The following is a 14,342-nucleotide window of genomic DNA, read 5'->3' as shown; positions in this document are numbered from 1 at the left end:
CATCTGTCATTCACGACGTGTTTGCTGCCACGATTCCTCCGGCTGCAGACGAGGGGGCCCCACCCCCCGGTGCGGCTGTCACAGGTCAGGAACAGCGCGCCCCTTCGGAAATCGTTCCACCCTGCTCCGCAACCGCACCCGCGCCGCACACCGGCGGCGGGGGCCCCCACTGCGCCGCAACCCTGCGGCCAGGTTCTCTCCACCGCACGCGAACCGGCGTCGGTCGGAAAAGGAGTCCGCATGTCCCGCTACACCCAGGCCCGGAAGGCAGCGGTTGTCATGGCCGCCACCACCGCGCTGCTGGTGACCGGCTTCCCGGTCATCGCGCAGGCGGCCACCCCGGACGCGCCGGCGGCCGTCGCCGCCCAGCAGGCCAGCCGCGCCGAGCTGCTCTCCTCGGCGGCCCAGCAGTCCGCCTCCCTCGCCCAGACCCTGGGCCTGGGCAGCGAGGAGAAGCTGGTCACCAAGGACGTCGTCCAGGACGCCAACGGCACCCGCCACCTGCGCTACGAGCGCACCCTCAACGGCCTGCCGGTGCTCGGCGGCGACCTGGTGGTGCACCAGGCCCCGGGCGGCGCGACCACGGGTGTGGACCGCGCCAGCAGCGCGGCACTCACCGGTGTCGGCACCACTCCGAAGCTGGCCGCGCCGGCCGCGCAGTCCGCCGCGCTGGCCGCCGAGTCCGGCTCCGCGCTGGAGAGCGCCCCGCGCCTGGTGGTCTGGGCCGCCGACAACAACCCGCGGCTCGCCTGGGAGACGGTCGTCTCCTCGACCGAGGCGGACGGCACCCCGAGCAAGCTGCACGTGGTCACCGACGCGACCTCCGGCCAGGTCATCCAGAAGTTCGAGGGCGTCAAGACCGGCACCGGCAAGGGCGTCTTCGTCGGCAACGTCACCATCGGCACCACGCAGTCCGGTTCGACGTACCAGATGAAGGACGGCGCCCGCGGTGGGATGTACACCACCAACCTGAACCACGGGACCTCCGGCACCGGCACCCTGTACAGCAAGTCCACCGACAGCTGGGGCGACGGCACCGCCGCCAACAGCGAGTCCGCCGCGGTCGACGCCCACTTCGGCGTCGCGGCCACCTGGGACTACTACAAGAACACCTTCGGCCGCAGCGGCATCCGCAACGACGGGGTCGGCGCCTACAGCCGCGTCCACTACGGCCAGAACTACGTGAACGCGTTCTGGGACGACGACTGCTTCTGCATGACCTACGGTGACGGTGACGGCAACACCCACCCGCTCACCGAGCTCGACGTCGCCGGCCACGAGATGAGCCACGGCGTCACCGCCGCCACGGCGAACCTCAACTACTCGGGCGAGTCCGGCGGCCTGAACGAGGCCACCTCGGACATCTTCGGCACCATGGTGGAGTTCTACGCCAACATCCCGACCGACAACCCCGACTACCTGATCGGTGAGTTGATCGACATCAACGGGAACGGCACCCCGCTGCGCTACATGGACAAGCCGTCCAAGGACGGCGCGTCCGCCGACTACTGGTCCTCCACCGTCGGCAACAAGGACGTCCACTACTCCTCGGGCGTCGCCAACCACTTCTTCTACCTGCTGTCCGAGGGCAGCGGCGCGAAGGTCATCAACGGCGTCAGCTACAACTCGCCGACCCAGAACAACATCGCCGTCACCGGCATCGGCCGGGACAAGGCCGCCGCGATCTGGTACCGCGCGCTGACCACCTACATGACCTCCACCACCAACTACGCCGCGGCCCGCACCGCGACGGAGAAGGCGGCTACCGACCTCTACGGCGCGGGCAGCGCCGAGCTCACCGCGGTCGGCACCGCCTGGGCGGGCGTCAACGTGGGCACCGCGCCGAACCCGGGCGGCGTCACCGTCACCAGCCCGGGCAACCAGAGCACCAAGGTCGGCACCGCGGTCAACCTGGCCATCAAGGCCAGCGGCGGCTCCGCCCCGCTCAGCTACTCGGCCACCGGCCTGCCGGCCGGCCTGTCGATCAACGCCTCCACCGGCGTGATCACCGGCACGCCGACCACCGTCGGCACCTCCAACGTCACCGTGACCGCGAAGGACTCGGCGAACAAGACCGGGACCACCAGCTTCACCTGGGCGGTCACCGACACCAGCAGCACCTGCACCCCGGCGCAGCTGCTCGGCAACGCGGGCTTCGAGTCGGGCGCGGCCACGCCGTGGACGGCCACCAGCGGCGTCGTCGACAACAGCTCCTCGCAGGCCGCGCACGGCGGTTCGTGGAAGGCCTGGCTGAACGGCTACGGCTCGACCCACACGGACAGCCTCTCCCAGACGGTCACCATCCCGTCCGGCTGCAAGGCCACCCTCAGCTTCTACCTGCACATCGACACCGGTGAGTCCGGCTCGACCGTGTACGACAAGCTGACCGTGACCGTCAACGGCACCGCGCTGAAGACCTACTCCAACGTGGACGCCGCCGCCGGCTACCAGCTGCGCACCTTCGACCTGTCGGCCTACGCCGGCCAGACCGTCACCCTGAAGTTCAACGGCACCGAGGACTCCTCGCTGCAGACGAGCTTCGTGATCGACGACACCTCGATCGCCACGAGCTGAACCCGGCCGGCAGGACCGGCTGAAACCAGGTGAGACAGGGAGCAGGGCCCGGCAGCACGGCTGCCGGGCCCTGTGTCGTGCGCTCCCGCCCTCGGCCCCTCGGCCCGGGTCCGGCCCGGGTCCGGCCGGCCCGGGCCGGCTCCGGACGGATTCCGTTCGGTGCCGCGCTGCGTCGTCCTCGTCCGGCCCGCCGGGGCGGCGTACGATCACGGCGTCCTCGGACACGGCACGACCCGCCCACGCCACCGCCCGCGCCACCGCCCACGCCACCGCCACCGTGCACCTGCACCCGTCCGACAGGGCCTCCCCATGAAGCTCATCACCGCGATCGTCAAGCCGTTCAAGCTGGACGAGGTCAAGAACGCGCTGCAGGCCGTCGGCGTGCACGGACTGACCGTCACCGAGGCCAGCGGGTACGGCCGGCAGCACGGGCACACCGAGGTCTACCGGGGTGCCGAGTACCGGATCGACCTGGTGCCCAAGGCCCGGATCGAGGTGGTGGTGGAGGACGAGGACGCCGAGCGGGTGATCGAGGCGATCGTCCGCGCCGCCCGCACCGGGAAGATCGGCGACGGCAAGGTCTGGTCGGTGCCGGTGGAGACCATCGTCCGCGTCCGCACCGGCGAGCACGGCCCGGACGCCGTGTAGTCCGAAGGGCGGGTCGGACATCGCGTAACGCGAGGGGCGGGTCGCCGCCGGTCGCCGCCCGTGCCCACGCTCCGGGTCCACCGCTCCGGCCGGAGAAAGAGTCCGCATACGAGCTACCGGAGCTGCAGAAACGTTGCTTCCAAGGCCTTGACGGGCCCGGGTGCCGACCCTAGGTTCAGCGCTGCAAGTTTCCCGCAAGTTTCAGCAAGCTTTCACGCGCGGTACCCCAGGCTGCCCCCACCCCAGCCCCCAGGAGACAACGTGGTCACCACCGCCCCCACCCGCCGGCCTGCCAGAGTGGCCGGTGCGCTGACCGCCTCCGCGGCGCTCGCGCTCTCGCTCACCGCGGCCCTCGGCGCCGCCCCCACCGCCCAGGCCGCCCCGCCGGCCAACGGAAAGGACGTCACGGCGACCCTCTTCGAGTGGCGTTTCGACTCCGTCGCCAAGGCCTGCACCGACACCCTCGGCCCCAAGGGCTACGGCTTCGTCGAGGTCTCGCCGCCCCAGGAGCACATCCAGGGCAGCCAGTGGTGGACCTCATACCAGCCGGTGAGCTACAAGATAGCCGGGCGCCTCGGCGACCGGACGTCCTTCAAGAACATGATCGACACCTGCCACGCGGCCGGCGTCAAGGTGATCGCCGACTCGGTGGTCAACCACATGTCGGCCGGCTCCGGCACCGGGACCGGCGGCACCGTCTACAGCAAGTACAACTACCCCGGGTACTACCAGGACTGGGACTTCCACTCCTGCCGCACCGCGATCAGCAACTACGGCGACCGCGCCAACGTGCAGAACTGCGAGCTGGTCAACCTCTCCGACCTGGACACCGGCAGCGCCTACGTCCAGCAGACCATCGCGAAGTACCTGGACGACCTGGCCTCGCTCGGCGTCGACGGTTACCGGATCGACGCGGCCAAGCACATCGCCGCCGCCGACCTCGCCGGCATCAAGGCGAAGACGGCCAACCCGAACGCCTACTGGGTGCAGGAGGTCATCTACGGCGCCGGCGAGCCGGTCCAGCCCTCCGAGTACACCGGTACCGGCGACGTGGACGAGTTCCGCTCCGGCACCTGGCTGAAGAGCGCCTTCCAGGGCGGCCGGATCGCCGACCTCGCCTCCTGGGGCTCCGGGCTGCTGCCCACCGACAAGGCCCGCACCTTCGTCGACAACTGGGACACCGAGCGCAACGGCTCGACCCTGACCTACCGGGACGGCTCCGCCTACACGCTGGCCAACGTCTTCATGCTGGCCCACCCGTACGGCGCGCCCAACGTCTACTCCGGCTACGCCTTCACCGGCCACGACGACGGCCCGCCGAACGGCGGCACCGTCAACGCCTGTTACAGCGACGGCTGGAACTGCACCCACGCCTGGCGGCAGGTGGCCAACATGGTCGGCTTCCGCAACGCGGTGGCGGGCACCGGCATCACCAACTGGTGGTCCAACGGCAACAACGCGATCGCCTTCGGCCGCGGCGGCAAGGGCTTCGTGGCGATCAACCGCGAGTCCGGACCGGTCACCCAGACCTTCCAGACCTCGCTGCCGGCCGGCTCGTACTGCGACGTCCAGCACGGCGACCCGGCCGCGGGCGGTTGCACCGGCGCGTCCTACACGGTCGGTTCGGACGGGCGGTTCACCGCCACCGTCGGCGCGGGCGACGCGGTGGCCCTCTACGTCGGCGCGCCCGGCGGCTCCGGCACCCCGGTGACCGGCGGCGCCTCCTTCGCGGTCAACGCGACCACCGCGTTCGGGCAGAACATCTACGTGGTGGGCAACAACGCCGCGCTCGGCGGCTGGGACACCAACAAGGCCCTGCTGCTCTCCTCGGCCTCGTACCCGGTCTGGAAGCTCAACGTCTCGATGGCCGCCGGCACCGCCTTCGAGTACAAGTACATCCGCAAGGACGCCTCGGGCGCGGTGACCTGGGAGTCCGGTGCCAACCGGGCCGCGACGGTGCCGGCCTCCGGCTCGGTGGCGCTGAACGACACCTGGCGCAGCTGACCCGCCCCGGGCCCGCGGACCGGGCCCGGCCGACGGCCGCCCCCGCACACGACGGGGGCGGCCGTCAGCGTGTTGCGCGGGAGGTTCGCTCGGGCGAGTGGCTTCGCGGGGTTCAAACCCCCGGGTCGGGTGAACGCTGCCAGCATCGCGGCATGAGCACCACCCCCGTCGTCCTCGACATCGAACTCTGCGGCGGCCGCTGGGACGGCCACCGCAAGCGTGTGAACGCCGCCGCGCCGCCGCCCTCCCTGCGGATGGTGCTGCGGGCCGAGCTGCCCGTCACAGAGGCGGGCGAGTACTGGCCGACCACCAGCGTCTACCTGCTCGACGTGGAGGGCGGCCGGCGGCGCTACCGCCACTCGCACGACGACTAGGTCGTCCTCCCTCGGCGCCCGCTGGCACGGCGCCTCAGCCCCGGCCGATGTACGGCATGGCGGTGGCCATCACGGTGGCGAACTGCACGTTGGCCTCCAGCGGCAGCCCGGCCATGTGCCGGACGGTGCGGGCGACGTCGGCGACGTCCATGGTGGGCTCCACCGCGACCCGCCCGTCCGCCTGCCGCACGCCGACGCTCATCGCCGCCGTCATGTCGGTCGCGGCGTTGCCGATGTCGATCTGCCCGCAGGCGATCCGGTACGGGCGGCCGTCCAGCGACAGCGACTTGGTGAGCCCGGTGACGGCGTGCTTGGTCGCGGTGTAGGCGATCGACTGCGGGCGCGGCACGTGCGCCGAGATCGAGCCGTTGTTGATGATCCGACCGCCCTGCGGGTCCTGGGCCTTCATCTGCCGGAACGCGGCCCGGGCGCAGAGGAACGCCCCGGTCAGGTTGAGGTCGACCACCGCGCGCCACTCGGCGACGTCCAGCTCGTCCACCGGGGTCGGCGCGCCGAAGGTCCCGGCGTTGTTGAACAACAGGTCGACCCGGCCGAACCGCCCCGCGGCCGCGGCGAAGAGCGCGTCCACCGCCGCCGGGTCGGTGACGTCGGTCGGCACCGCGGCGGCCTCCGCGTCCGGAGCGGCCGCCCGGCAGTGGCCGGCGGTCTCGGTCAGCGGCTCCTCGCGCCGCCCGGCGAGCACCAGCCGCCAGCCGGCGGCGGCCAGCTCCACGGCCACGGCGCGGCCCACCCCGCTGCCGGCTCCGGTGACGACGGCGATCTGCTGGGGCATGGCGGTCTCCTCGGACGTGGTGCGACGGGCGAGCCGATCGTGCCCGATCCGGGGCGGCGCGTCACTGGTGCGAGGGCCCAAACCGTGGCGGCCCCGGCAGCGGTCCGGCTGTGCTCCCCGCCGTCCGGCGGGGTCCGGGCCCCGTCGGACGGCGGGCCGCGCCACACCCTTTACCGGATCGGGAACAAACATTGGAATGCCGCTGGCGGTAGCGCAACCGGCTTGACGCGACTCACGTCATAAGATCGCAGGGCGGCGCGCCCCCACGAGGGACGGCGCGCCGGTCCCCGGGGCCGCGGACGACGTCGCGCCCCGGTCATGTCCGGCCCCACCCGGGGGCCGCCGTCCGGCTCCCGAGGGGAGCGGGCGTGACACCGGTCGGAGAGTCCTCACCGTGCAGCCGCAGTCCACCCGAATCCGCGCCGTGCTGACCGGCGCCGCCGCCTTCACCCTGGCCGCCTCGCTGGCGGCCTGCGGCAGCACGGACGGCAGTGGGAAGGGGGACTCCGCCAAGGGCGGCGGCGCGGCGAGCGCGACCGGCGCTGCGGCCTCCGGCGCCCCGGCGGCGGGCGGCAGCAGCTCCGCCGCGGCACCGACCGCCACCCCGACCCCGACCCCGACGGCGAACCCGGCGAGCAAGGTGCTGATGCCGACCGGTCCGGACGCGCCGATGACCAAGGCCCGGGACACCGCCGCCGGAGCGATCATGACGACCACGCTGAACGGGCTCAAGTCCGGCGTGTCCGGCAAGGTCTGGGTCTGGCTGCCGCCCGAGTACAACGACCCGAAGTACGCCAAGACCGGCTTCCCCGTCCTCACCCTCTACGCGGGCGGCCAGAGCAACGGCTACAACACCTGGACCGACAACCAGCTGCCGATCCAGGAGGAGAACGTCGCGCTGGTCAAGGCGGGCAAGGCGCACCCGTTCATCATGGTCATGCCGGTGCAGAACTTCACCGCCGACGAGAAGAACGCCCTCGACTGCTCCGACATCCCGGGTCAGCCCAAGATGGGCACCTGGATGGCCGAGGACATCCCGGACTTCGTCCGGGCCAACTTCCGCACGATCAAGGGCCGCGACGGGTGGGGCGTGATGGGCGCCTCCACCGGCGGGTTCTGCAGCGCGAAGCTCGCGCTCCAGCACCCGGACAAGTTCAAGGCCGCCGTGCCGATCGACGGCTACTTCAACCCGGACTCGGGGCTCTGGAAGGGCCACGAGGCCGAGCGCCAGGCCAACAGCCCGGACGTGATGGTCAGCCAGGGCAAGGCCGACGTGAAGATGCTGGTCACCGCCGGCGGTGCCAACCCGTACGAGACCAAGCTGGTCAAGGCCTGGGTCGCCAAGGCCGCGCCGCCGCTCGCGCTGGAGTACTACGAGCAGCCCGGTGGCAAGCACCTCACCAGCGACTTCAAGAAGATGATCCCGGACACGTTGCAGTGGCTGTCCAAGAACCTGGCGGGTCCGCAGAGCGACTGACCCCCCTGCTGTGCGGTGCCACCGGCACCGCGTGCGACGCCCCGGTGGCCGGGCCCTGCATGGGCCGGCCACCGGGGCGTCGGCGTTCTCGGGGCGTCGGCGTTCCCGGGGCGGCGCCCGGGCGTCGGGAGGGGGGGCGGTGCCGGGGGTGCGGGGGCGTCCGGCGGAGTGCAGCGGGATGCACCGCCGGAAGGGCGGGCGCGGGGCTCCGCAACGCGCTGACCTGCACGTCAATCGGACATTGATTCATGCCTGATCGACTGTGGCCACTGTGGTGGGACTGCAATCCGCCGCCGCGCAGTCGTCCGTGGCGATGCCGCCAGCCGTGCCAAGTCGTGAAGAGAGTGCCATGCCGAGCCACCTGCTGCCCGTAGCGTCCCCGTCCGTTCCCACCCAGGGCGAGCCCTCGTGCGACCGGGCCGCCGACGGGGAGCCGCACGCCCTCCGGTTCGCCGGGCTGCGCCTGGTGCACGCCGCGCTCCGCCGCGACCTGGCGCGGCTGCCCAACTCACTGCGGCTGATCCAGCCGGGCGAGGACGAGAAGGGCGCGGCGCTGCTGCGGCACTGGACCTTCGTCACCGCGATGCTGACCTGCCACCACGAGCAGCAGGACACCCGGCTCTGGCCGCTCGTCCGCCGCTTCGCCCCGGAGCTTCGACTGCTGCTCAACTGGCTGGAGGCGGACCACCACAACCTCGACCACTCGTTCACCCGGGTCACCACACTGGTCCGGATCGCCAGCCGGGACGCCGGCAGCGCCTGGCCGGTCGCCTACGCGATGGAGGACCTGGCCGCCCGGCTGGAGACCCACCTGCGGATCGAGGAGCGCCAGCTGCTGCCCCGGATGGAGCTGGTCTTCGCCGGCTCCTCCCGGCTCGGCAGCCTGCCCGAGCTGCTGGACCTGTTGCGCGCCGCCGACGGGCCCGGGACGGCCGACGCGCTCGCCTGGCTGCTGGACGGCGTCGAGCCGGCGGTGGTCGAGCAGCTGATCGCGGAGTGCGACGACGACGTGGCCCGCAACTGGCCGCACTGGCAGGCCACCTACCAGCGCTGCACCGCCCCGCTCTGGGGCCCCGCCGACGTCCGGGAGCACCTCGCCGACTGACCGCCGGCCCTTTTGCGGGCCGTCGATCTACGCGCGTGGCATATGCCGCTCGACTATGCCGCGGCCCGGGGGGCGACGGGCGCCGGCCGGGCCGGGCGCCGGGCCGCTAGCGGATCCCCAGCCGGGCCAGGTAGCCGGGCAGGTCGGCCGGATCGTCGGTGGCCAGCCCCAGGTAGCCGTCGGGCCGGACGACGAACAGCCCCCGGCCGTACGCTTCGGCCGCCACCCCGCCGTCCACCCGGTGCGCCCGCACCCCGGCCGGCACGGCGGGCAGCTCACGGCCGACCGCCAGCACCGTGACGTGCGGCCCGCGGAACAGCTCGAAGAGCCGGGTGCCGGCGCCGTCCAGCGGTGCGTCGGGTGCGCGCTCGCCCGCGCGCAGCGCGTCCTCCGGCAGGTCCGTGCGGGCCTCGACGGTCAGCGGGCCGTCCTCGTAGCCGAGCCCGAGCTGCTCGGTCCACGGGCCGCGCCGCAGCCTGCCGTCCCGCACCCCGCCCGCGCGGTGCAGCCGGGTGGAGATCTCCAGCACGTCCGCGGCGACCGGCAGCCGCTCCGCCTCGTAGCTGTCCAGCAGTTCCTCCGCGGCGCCGTGCCGCAGCACCTGGCCGAGCTTCCAGCCGAGGTTGTAGGCGTCCTGGACGCTGGTGTTGAGGCCCTGTCCGCCCGCGGGGGAATGGACGTGCGCGGCGTCGCCGGCCAGGAAGACGCGGCCCTCCCGGAACCGCTCGGCCAGCGCCGCCCGCGGCCGGAACGCCGAGGCCCAGTGCACCTCGCCGATCGCCTCGGCGGGCAGGTGGGTGCGGGCCGCGATCACCCCGCGGACCGCCTCCGGCGAGGTGTCCGGCTCCACCTCCTCGCCGAACTGGGCGAAGAGCTGGAACGCGGTGGTGCCCGGCAGCGGGCAGAGCAGCAGGGCCCCGCCGGGCGCGTGCTGCCAGACGTGCCAGTTGCCCCGGTCGAGGCCCGCGACCTCGACGTCGGCGACCAGCGCGGGCTTGGGGTCGACCCGCTCGCCGGCCATCGGCACGCCCGCCGCGCGGCGGACGGTGCTGCGCCCGCCGTCGGCGGCCACCAGGTACCGGGCGGAGACGGTCCGCCCGGTGCCGTCCGGCCCGGTCAGCCGGGCGTCGACCCGGTCGGGGTGCTGCTCCAGCCCGGTGAGGGCGGTGCCGAAGCGGATCCGGCCGCCGAGCTCCGCCAGCCGGTCGGCGAGGAGCTGCTGGGTGCGCCACTGCGGGAGCATCCAGATGTTCGGGTGGGGGACGGTCGGGTGGGGCTCGTTCGACCGGATGAGGTCCCACTCGCCCTTCCGCTCGCCGTCCTGCCAGTTGAGCATCCGGGGGTAGCCGCCGCCGGCCGCCAGGACGGCGGGCAGGACGCCGAGGTCCTCGAACACCTCCAGGGTGCGGGGCTGCAGGCCCTTGCCGCGCGAGCCGGGGAAGAGCTCCCCGGCGCCCTCGACCAGCAGGGCGTCCACGCCGCGGCGGGCGAGGTCGACGGCCAGGGTGAGGCCGGTCGGCCCGGCTCCGACGATCAGGACGTCGGCGCGCTCCGGGATCCGCTCCGAGGGCTGGGTGTGCCGCATGAGGACTCTCCTTAACGACGTTAAGTTGGCCGATGTCCCGAGCATGGGCTTAACGGTGTTAAGTTGTCAAGGGAGAGGTCGCCCGAGGACCTGACGGATCGGAGAGGAGTCGGACATGCCGTCGAAGCTGGACCGCGCCCAGGTCGTCGACACCGCCCTGCGGCTGCTCGACGAGACCGGCCTGGAGGGCCTCACCCTGCGCCGGATCGCCACCGAGCTGGACGTCAAGGCGCCCGCGCTGTACTGGCACTTCGCCAACAAGCAGGCGCTGCTGGACGAGATGGCCACCGAGATGCTCCGCCGGATGACCACCCGGCCCGCCCTCGCGCCGGACAGCTGGCAGGAGGCGCTCGCCGGCACCTGCCGCGTCCTGCGCAGGGCCCTGCTCGGCTACCGCGACGGCGCCAAGGTCTTCAGCGGCACCCGGCTCACGGACCACGGCCATGCCGAGGGGCAGCACGCGGTGCTCGGCGCGTTCACCCGGGCCGGGTTCGAACTCGGCGACGCCGTCCAGGCGTTCACCACCGGCTACGCGTACACCATCGGCTTCGTGATCGAGGAGCAGGCCGTCCAGCCGATGCCGGGGGAGCGGGCCCCGGGCTACGACGCGGGGGAGCGGGCCGCCGCCATCGACCCGGCGTACGAGCTGGCCGCCGCGGCCGGACAGGACCTCTTCGGCGGCTTCGAGCAGCGCTTCGAGCGCGGCCTCGCCATCCTGGTGGCCGGTGTCGAGGCGGTGCTCCTGCCGCCGACCCGCCTGTCCCCCTAGGGGGTTGTCCCTGGGCCCGGTCTAGCCGGGCAGGCGGTTGAGCCAGGTCAGCGGGGTGACGTGGATCGCCTTGTCCGGCGAACCGTTCCACTCCACCGGCAGGCCGACCGCCTCCAGCGCCGCGACCACCTCGCGGCCGATCTCCACCGTCCGCCGTTCCGCCGACTCCTTCGGCTCGCCCGCGCCCCGGAACCCGCCGTACCGGAGCATCAGCCCGGCGCCGGCGGCCGCGCTCTCGGTGTCCTGCTGGTGGAAGAAGACGAAGCCGCGCGAGCCCTCCTCGGCCTCGCCGCCGATCTCCGCGTAGCCGCAGCTCGCACAGCAGGTGAAGTCCATGGCGGCCACGACGCCGCCCTCCTCCAGCGCGTCGAACGCCGCCGCCAGCCGGTCCACGTCGGTGGTCTCCGGCCAGGACGCCTGCTCGGCCAGCCGCTCCCGCCAGAGCGGGCCGACCACGGCCGCGGCGTCCTCCGCCGTGAGCCCCTCCTCCTCGAACTCGTCGACCAGCGACTCGGCTATCTCGTCCGATTCCTGGAAGCCGCAGCGGATGAGCTCGCGGGCGCGCTCCTCGGCCTCGCTCCGCACGTCGGAGGCGGGTTCGGGCGCGGTGGTCACGGTCTCCTGGTCCATGGCCGCATCCTCGCACCGGCCACCGACAGTCCCGCCGCCGGGCCCCGCGCTGCGCGCGGCCGCCGGCCTCAGCCCGAGGCGAGCCGGAACTCCAGGTTGCCGAACCGCACCTGGTCGCCGGGCCGGACCCGTACCCCGCCCGCGATCCGCAGGCCGTTCACATGCGTCCCGTTGGTCGAGCCGAGGTCGTACAGCACCCAGTCGTCGCCCTCCCGCCGCAGCTCGGCGTGGTGGCGCGAGACGGATATGTCGTGCAGCCGCAGCCCCGATCCGGGGACCCGGCCGATCGTCAGCTGCCGCTCGCCGCCCTGCGGCAGGCTCAGCCCCGGCAGCCGTTCGAGCCGCCACGCGCCGCGCAACCGCACGCCGAACGCCGAGACCTGACCGACCGTCCGCAGTACGAACCGCCCGATCGGGTTCCCGGCCGGCAGGTCCGCCAGCGCCGAGTCCAGCTCGGACCGGCTGTTGGCGTGCAGCACCAGCTCCATCCGTCCGAGGAAGGTGTCGTGCGAGAGCCGGCCGCTGCCCGCGCCTTCCCGCAGCACGTCGAGCGCGTGGTCCCGCTCGGCCTCGGACGGCCGGACCACGTGTGTCCGGATTTCAGGAGAGCTCATGGCCCGATTGTCGGCGCACCCGGCCCCGGCTGTCCAGAATCCCCCCGCGGCTGTCGACGACCCGTATCAGGACGGTTTCCGGGCCGCGGCCAGGATCTTGACGGTGGTGTGCAGGAAGCGGGCCGTGGCCGAGCCGCGGTAGGACTTGCCGAAGAGGTTGGCGGGGGCCGTCCAGCGGCCGTCCCGGAGATGGACCACCACGTACGCGGTGCCGGCGTCGGCGCCGATGACCTCGTAGTCCCCCTTGGGCGAGGTGTACGGGACGGGGAAGTCCGCCGGGAGCGGCTCGGTGAGGAAGTTGACGACCAGTCGGACGTCCGGGGTGGCCTCGATGCCCGCGAAGGGCTCGGCGGCGAGCACCGCCCCGACCTCCTCGACGGTGCGCAGCAGCACCGGCACCGGGAAGCCGAGCGCCTCCTCCAGGTGCTCCTCGATCCGCCGGGTGAGCGCGGCGCGGTCCGGCTCGTCGGTGGTGAAGAAGACGTTGCCGCTCTGGATGTACGAGCGGACGCCGTCGAGCCCGAGCTCGCCGAAGAGGGCCCGCAGCCGCTCCATCTTCACCGTCCGGCCGGCGACGTTGACGGCCCGGAGGAAGGCGATGTACGTGGTCGTGGTGGTCACCGGGCCAGTCTGGCACCAGCCTCCGACACGGCGCCGCGCGCCGGACCGCGGCCGTCGGTGCCGGGTGCCAGACTGGCGCCATGGCGACCTGGCAGGACTTCGAGTACGAGGCCCCGGATCTGGCCCCCGCCGTACGGGCGCGCTTCGAGGCCAACAAGCACCACGTCCTGGCGACGCTGCGCAAGGACGGTTCGCCCCGGGTGAGCGGCATCGAGGTGGACTTCACCGGCGCCGACCTCACCTTCGGGTCCATGTACGGCGCGATGAAGGCGCTCGACCTCCGGCGGGACGCCCGCTTCGCGCTGCACGCCCACCCGGGCGACGAGACCCTGGCGGGCGGCGACTCCAAGATCTCCGGCCGGGCCGTGGAGATCACCGACGAGGTCGAGATCGCCGCCTGGGTGGCCGAGCTGCCGGAGCCGCCGCCGGGTCCGTTCCACGCCTTCCGGCTGGAGCTGGAGCAGGTGGTGCACACGACGGTGGAGGACGAGCACGTCTGGATCACGTCCTGGCGGCCGGGGCAGCCGGTGCAGCGCGTCCGGCGGGAGTGACCGCGGCCCGCGGGCCCCGGCCGCTCGTCCGGCCGGGGCCGCGAGGCCGGGGCTGCGGGTCCGGACCGGGGGGCCGGGCCCACGGGTCCGAGCCCGGCCGGGCCCACGCGTCCGACGGTCGGACGCGCCCTACGGCAGAACGGACTTGAGTGCGTCCGGGGTGCGGGCCACCACGGCGTGGCCGTCGTCGGCGGTGATGATCGGGCGCTGGATCAGGATCGGGTGCTCGGCCATCGCCGCGATCCAGCGCGCCCGGTCGCCCGGCTCGCGGGTCCACTGCTTCATGCCCAGGTCCTTCGCGGCCTGCTCGTCGAGCCTGGTGATGTCCCACGGCTCCAGTGCCAGCCGCTCCAGGACCTGCTCCAGCTCGGCGGCGGTCGGCGGGTCCTCCAGGTAACGCCGCACGGTGTACTCGGCGCCGACGGACTCCAGCGCCCCCAGCGCCGACCGGCACTTCCCGCAGCGCGGGTTGATCCAGATCTCCATGCCGCCAGCCTACCGACCGCCCTTCCCGGCCGCCCCCTTCCGCCGTGCGTGCCCGACAGACCGGCCCGACGGGCCTCGCCGACGGGCGAACCGGCCACCCGTGAACGCCGT

General features: G+C 73.1%; 14 protein-coding genes. 8 read left to right on the top strand and 6 right to left on the bottom strand.

Annotated elements, in window-relative coordinates:
• Positions 1-240 precede the first annotated feature (240 nt).
• The 4 genes from RMN57_RS12320 (at position 241) to RMN57_RS12305 (ending at position 5,600) form a co-directional block, all read left to right on the top strand.
• The gene (locus tag RMN57_RS12320) at positions 241-2,574 is read left to right on the top strand and encodes a M4 family metallopeptidase (RefSeq protein ID WP_313763439.1); all 2,334 of its coding nucleotides are present in this window, start codon (positions 241-243) and stop codon (positions 2,572-2,574) included.
• A 309-nt stretch (positions 2,575-2,883) separates the two neighbouring features.
• The gene (locus tag RMN57_RS12315) at positions 2,884-3,222 is read left to right on the top strand and encodes a P-II family nitrogen regulator (protein ID WP_313763438.1); all 339 of its coding nucleotides are present in this window, start codon (positions 2,884-2,886) and stop codon (positions 3,220-3,222) included.
• 261 nt (positions 3,223-3,483) lie between these two features.
• The gene (locus RMN57_RS12310; RefSeq protein WP_380237851.1) at positions 3,484-5,226 is read left to right on the top strand and encodes a carbohydrate-binding module family 20 domain-containing protein; all 1,743 of its coding nucleotides are present in this window, start codon (positions 3,484-3,486) and stop codon (positions 5,224-5,226) included.
• A gap of 152 nt (positions 5,227-5,378) precedes the next feature.
• Entirely contained in the window at positions 5,379-5,600 is a 222-nt protein-coding gene (locus RMN57_RS12305; RefSeq protein WP_238740547.1) for a hypothetical protein, read from the top strand.
• 34 nt (positions 5,601-5,634) lie between these two features.
• Here the strand turns inward: RMN57_RS12305 and RMN57_RS12300 are convergent, their stop codons facing one another.
• Positions 5,635-6,393, bottom strand: a complete 759-nt coding sequence (locus RMN57_RS12300; RefSeq protein WP_313763437.1) for an SDR family oxidoreductase — start codon at positions 6,391-6,393, stop codon at positions 5,635-5,637.
• A 394-nt stretch (positions 6,394-6,787) separates the two neighbouring features.
• Here RMN57_RS12300 and RMN57_RS12295 point away from each other — a divergent pair, with 394 nt between their 5' ends.
• Positions 6,788-7,870 carry an alpha/beta hydrolase-fold protein gene (locus RMN57_RS12295; protein WP_313763436.1) on the top strand — a complete coding sequence of 361 codons (1,083 nt, stop codon included), beginning with the start codon at positions 6,788-6,790 and terminating at the stop codon, positions 7,868-7,870.
• Positions 7,871-8,219: 349 nt separating this feature from the next.
• Entirely contained in the window at positions 8,220-8,975 is a 756-nt protein-coding gene (locus RMN57_RS12290) for a hemerythrin domain-containing protein (protein WP_313763435.1), read from the top strand.
• A gap of 106 nt (positions 8,976-9,081) precedes the next feature.
• On the opposite strand, the gene RMN57_RS12285 is transcribed toward RMN57_RS12290, so the two are convergent.
• The gene (locus RMN57_RS12285; protein WP_313763434.1) at positions 9,082-10,560 is read right to left on the bottom strand and encodes an FAD-dependent monooxygenase; all 1,479 of its coding nucleotides are present in this window, start codon (positions 10,558-10,560) and stop codon (positions 9,082-9,084) included.
• Positions 10,561-10,675: 115 nt separating this feature from the next.
• Here RMN57_RS12285 and RMN57_RS12280 point away from each other — a divergent pair, with 115 nt between their 5' ends.
• Positions 10,676-11,329, top strand: a complete 654-nt coding sequence (locus RMN57_RS12280) for a TetR/AcrR family transcriptional regulator C-terminal domain-containing protein (protein WP_313763433.1) — start codon at positions 10,676-10,678, stop codon at positions 11,327-11,329.
• Between the two features lie 21 nt (positions 11,330-11,350).
• Here the strand turns inward: RMN57_RS12280 and RMN57_RS12275 are convergent, their stop codons facing one another.
• From RMN57_RS12275 to RMN57_RS12265, 3 genes are all read right to left on the bottom strand, one after another.
• Positions 11,351-11,959: a DUF6891 domain-containing protein gene (locus RMN57_RS12275; protein ID WP_313763432.1), complete on the bottom strand. Its 609-nt coding sequence runs from the start codon at positions 11,957-11,959 to the stop codon at positions 11,351-11,353.
• A gap of 68 nt (positions 11,960-12,027) precedes the next feature.
• Positions 12,028-12,573 carry a DUF1707 and FHA domain-containing protein gene (locus RMN57_RS12270; RefSeq protein ID WP_313763431.1) on the bottom strand — a complete coding sequence of 182 codons (546 nt, stop codon included), beginning with the start codon at positions 12,571-12,573 and terminating at the stop codon, positions 12,028-12,030.
• A gap of 66 nt (positions 12,574-12,639) precedes the next feature.
• Complete coding sequence (locus RMN57_RS12265; RefSeq protein WP_313763430.1) at positions 12,640-13,194, bottom strand: DUF1697 domain-containing protein; 555 nt, start codon at positions 13,192-13,194, stop codon at positions 12,640-12,642.
• 80 nt (positions 13,195-13,274) lie between these two features.
• Here RMN57_RS12265 and RMN57_RS12260 point away from each other — a divergent pair, with 80 nt between their 5' ends.
• Entirely contained in the window at positions 13,275-13,745 is a 471-nt protein-coding gene (locus RMN57_RS12260) for a pyridoxamine 5'-phosphate oxidase family protein (RefSeq protein ID WP_313763429.1), read from the top strand.
• A gap of 129 nt (positions 13,746-13,874) precedes the next feature.
• Here the strand turns inward: RMN57_RS12260 and RMN57_RS12255 are convergent, their stop codons facing one another.
• Positions 13,875-14,231, bottom strand: a complete 357-nt coding sequence (locus tag RMN57_RS12255; RefSeq protein WP_313763428.1) for an arsenate reductase family protein — start codon at positions 14,229-14,231, stop codon at positions 13,875-13,877.
• Positions 14,232-14,342: the final 111 nt, after the last annotated feature.

Source organism: Kitasatospora sp. CM 4170 (assembly GCF_032110285.1).
Lineage (GTDB): Bacteria > Actinomycetota > Actinomycetes > Streptomycetales > Streptomycetaceae > Kitasatospora > Kitasatospora aburaviensis.
Note: the sequence above shows the minus strand (reverse complement) of the source record. Positions and strands in the feature narration are given on the sequence as shown.

What these genes read in the sequence shown, in the direction of transcription:
- RMN57_RS12280 (WP_313763433.1), top strand. Translation starts at nt 10,676, where the DNA reads ATGCCGTCGAAGCTGGACCGCGCCCAGGTCGTCGACACCGCCCTGCGG.
- RMN57_RS12270 (WP_313763431.1), bottom strand. Translation starts at nt 12,573, where the DNA reads ATGAGCTCTCCTGAAATCCGGACACACGTGGTCCGGCCGTCCGAGGCC.
- RMN57_RS12315 (WP_313763438.1), top strand. Translation starts at nt 2,884, where the DNA reads ATGAAGCTCATCACCGCGATCGTCAAGCCGTTCAAGCTGGACGAGGTC.
- RMN57_RS12260 (WP_313763429.1), top strand. Translation starts at nt 13,275, where the DNA reads ATGGCGACCTGGCAGGACTTCGAGTACGAGGCCCCGGATCTGGCCCCC.
- RMN57_RS12275 (WP_313763432.1), bottom strand. Translation starts at nt 11,959, where the DNA reads ATGGACCAGGAGACCGTGACCACCGCGCCCGAACCCGCCTCCGACGTG.
- RMN57_RS12300 (WP_313763437.1), bottom strand. Translation starts at nt 6,393, where the DNA reads ATGCCCCAGCAGATCGCCGTCGTCACCGGAGCCGGCAGCGGGGTGGGC.
- RMN57_RS12320 (WP_313763439.1), top strand. Translation starts at nt 241, where the DNA reads ATGTCCCGCTACACCCAGGCCCGGAAGGCAGCGGTTGTCATGGCCGCC.
- RMN57_RS12290 (WP_313763435.1), top strand. Translation starts at nt 8,220, where the DNA reads ATGCCGAGCCACCTGCTGCCCGTAGCGTCCCCGTCCGTTCCCACCCAG.
- RMN57_RS12255 (WP_313763428.1), bottom strand. Translation starts at nt 14,231, where the DNA reads ATGGAGATCTGGATCAACCCGCGCTGCGGGAAGTGCCGGTCGGCGCTG.
- RMN57_RS12305 (WP_238740547.1), top strand. Translation starts at nt 5,379, where the DNA reads ATGAGCACCACCCCCGTCGTCCTCGACATCGAACTCTGCGGCGGCCGC.
- RMN57_RS12285 (WP_313763434.1), bottom strand. Translation starts at nt 10,560, where the DNA reads ATGCGGCACACCCAGCCCTCGGAGCGGATCCCGGAGCGCGCCGACGTC.